The organism is Fodinicola feengrottensis (genome assembly GCF_039530045.1).
GTDB classification, from domain to species: domain Bacteria; phylum Actinomycetota; class Actinomycetes; order Mycobacteriales; family HKI-0501; genus Fodinicola; species Fodinicola feengrottensis.
Window position 1 is genome coordinate 1 of sequence record NZ_BAAANY010000066.1, and the last position, 1,764, is coordinate 1,764.

The 1,764-nt window shown below is 65.2% G+C and carries 1 protein-coding gene; it reads left to right on the plus strand.

Annotation, left to right across the window (positions count from 1 at the left end):
* Positions 1-29 precede the first annotated feature (29 nt).
* Positions 30-1,730: an IS1634 family transposase gene (locus ABD301_RS42165; protein ID WP_163571827.1), complete on the plus strand. Its 1,701-nt coding sequence runs from the start codon at positions 30-32 to the stop codon at positions 1,728-1,730.
* Positions 1,731-1,764: the final 34 nt, after the last annotated feature.

Genomic DNA, 1,764 nt, shown 5'->3' on the forward strand with positions numbered 1-1,764 from the left:
TGTAGGCGTCGATGGTGTATTACCTATATATGCCGTCGATCGTAGGGAAGCGCCAGGCGGGGAAGACGTACTACTACCTGGTCGAGTCCGCGCGGGTGCAGGGCAAGCCGCGGATCGTGTCGCAGCAGTATCTGGGCAGCGCGGAGGAGGTGGTGGCCAAGCTGACCGACGCGGCGGCCGGTGAACCGGTGCGTAGCGAACACAAGGCGTTCGGGGATCTGGCCGCGGTGTGGTCGATGCTGGAGCGACTGGACGTGGTGGGGACGGTCGATGGTGTGGTGTCGCGCCGGGCGGACGCGCTGGCCTCGGTGGGCACGTATATCGCGTTGGCGACGGCGAACCGGATCGTGGCGCCGTGCTCAAAGCTGGCGTTCGCCGATTGGTGGGCCTCCACGGCCGGCGCGCGGTGGCTGCGGCTACCGCGCGGCGCGACCGACCATCGCCGGTTCTGGAACGCGATGGATCGGTTGTCGGTAGCCGACCTGCGAGCGATCGAAACCAAGTTAGGGCGGCGGATCGTCACCGAGTTCGGGCTGGACCTGACCGGTTTGGTGCTGGACATGACCAACTTCGCCACCTTCATCGACTCCGGCAACGAGAAGGCGCCGATCGCGCAGCGGGGCAGGGCGAAGCAGAAGCGGGTGGACCTGCGGCTGGTTGGGCTGGGCCTGGTGGTCACCCGCGACGGCGGGGTTCCGGTGCTGTCCCATACCTATCCGGGAGACCGGCCGGATGTCACCCAGTTCAGCGCGATGATCGACGAACTGGTCGCCCGGTACCGGCAGCTGACTACCTCCGTGGAGTCGCTGACGATCGTCTACGACGCCGGGCAGAATTCCGCCGACAACCACGAACTGGTGGAGGATACCGGGATCGGGTTCATCGGCTCACTGCCACCGAGCGACCATCCGGCGTTGCTGGCGATACCGAAATCCCGGTACCGGCCGGTCGACGCCGACGGTGACGCCGGCCGCTATCGCGGCCTGACCCATGTCGACACCACCGTCACCGCGCTGGGCGTGACACGCCGCGCCGTGCTCACGCATTCGACGACGCTGCACGCCAAACAGGTTCGTGGCCTGGACCAGACGCTCGCCACCGTGACTGGCAAGCTCACCGCTTTGCAGGGCCGCCTGGCGCGCGGGCGCACCCGCAAATCCCGTGCCGCAGTCCAGACCGAGATCGCCACGATCTGCCGACACCGCTGGGTCAGCGACATCATCACCACCACGCTGACCGGCGACAAACCGGCTGAGCTGCGGCTGACCTGGCGCACCGACCGGCGTGCCCGCACCCGCCTGGAGAACCGGATCTTCGGCAAACGGATCCTGTTCACCGGCCACGACGACTGGCCCGTCACCGACATTGTCGCCGGCTACCGCTCCCAATCCGACGTAGAAGCCGGATTCCGTCAACTCAAAGACACTCACGTGGTCTCCTTCAGCCCCATGCACCACTGGACCGACCAGAAAATCCGCGTCCACGTGTTCTACTGCGTCCTGGCCCTAACCATCGCCCACCTCATGCGCCGCGAAGCCGAACACGCCGATATACACATGTCCGTCCGCGAACTGCTAAACGAACTATCAGGAATCCAGGAAACCGTCCTGCTCTACCACGACGGCAACAAAGGACGCCCTCGCGCCAAACGCATGCTCACAGACATGACCTGGACCCAACAAAAACTCGCCGACCTGTTCAACATCCACCACTACGCACCCACCCGCTGACACGACTTAGGTAATACACCCAGCCACCATCCAG